Source organism: Parasutterella secunda, assembly GCF_024733725.1.
Lineage (GTDB): Bacteria > Pseudomonadota > Gammaproteobacteria > Burkholderiales > Burkholderiaceae_F > Aphodousia > Aphodousia faecalis.
Map to the genome: position 1 here is coordinate 1 of NZ_JANRHP010000018.1, position 1125 is coordinate 1125.

Here is a 1125-nt window from a genome sequence, read left to right on the forward strand (position 1 = left end):
CTAGCTATTGGCCTCCTAGTATGTTTTCAAAATGCCTTAGCAGATCCTGGAAATATAGACATTAACTCTAGTCGAACAATCACTAACGATTCCATTACACCGGGAGGATATTTATGGATTCGTGAAGGCGTTGAGTTAACCATGGAAAACTCAACTATTTTGCTTCATGGAAATAATAAAGAGTATCCCTATCCAAATGATGTTTTAGAAAACAAAGGAAGCATTTTCTTTAAAGGCAGTGGAGCGGGCATTCGCTGGCATGAACCAACACCTAATCGTAATTCTGTTTATACGAGAAATTACAGTTACATGGAGTTTTCAGAGGGAGCATCGTTCCAACAACCTATGTGGACGATGTATGCCAATAACTATGTAAATGGAGTGATGCTATTTGATAACGGCAAATTCAATATGACGCAGGGATATTTTACTAATGAAGGTCAGATGACCTTTAAAAATAATTCCTCTGCAAGTGTCACAACAAACTTTGTAAATAAAGGAATAATTACTTTAGATTCCGACTCGACCTTTACGACTTCTAAATTTAATTCTGATAATGGTTCAGTTATTTTAAATGGCGGTGAATTAGATATTTCTAATACATCCGTCATTCAAAGTTTGACATTTGGGGGCGGTACATTAGTAAATGGTGATAGTCAGACGATTACTGCATCTTCCGGTAGTGGTAGCTTAAATCAAGCGACATACACTTCTGATACCTTATTTACCGTTGAGAGTGGTTCTAACGCTGGTACTATCAATGCAAATGCAGGTCTTGAAGTTACCGGAGAAGTAGTTAATACCGGTAATTGGAAAGTTTCTGAATCATTATCAATCGGAGACTCCGGTAAGTTTTCACATGATAACGGAACGTTAGAAATTGTTGGAGAAAATTTACTGTTTACCGATTCCGTTTCGTGGAAACCAGAATTAAATACCATAGGACTTAGTTCGAGTACGCATGAAGAGATCAATACTCTCTCAACAGAGTATTTCGTTCAATTTTTACCGGGTGAGGTTAGAGAAAGTCTAAAAGGTCATTTAGTCATTTCTGAAGACGGTATCGTGAAGGTAACCGGTGTCACATTAACCGAAACTGAACGCGATACTCTCACTAGTGCATTC

The 1125-nt window shown here is 37.8% G+C and carries 1 protein-coding gene; it reads left to right on the forward strand.

The genetic code is table 11. The features are described 5' to 3' along the window. Positions 1-1125 (forward strand): hypothetical protein (locus NW199_RS08690; RefSeq protein ID WP_258334350.1); only part of this gene is annotated, 1125 nt, incomplete at both ends.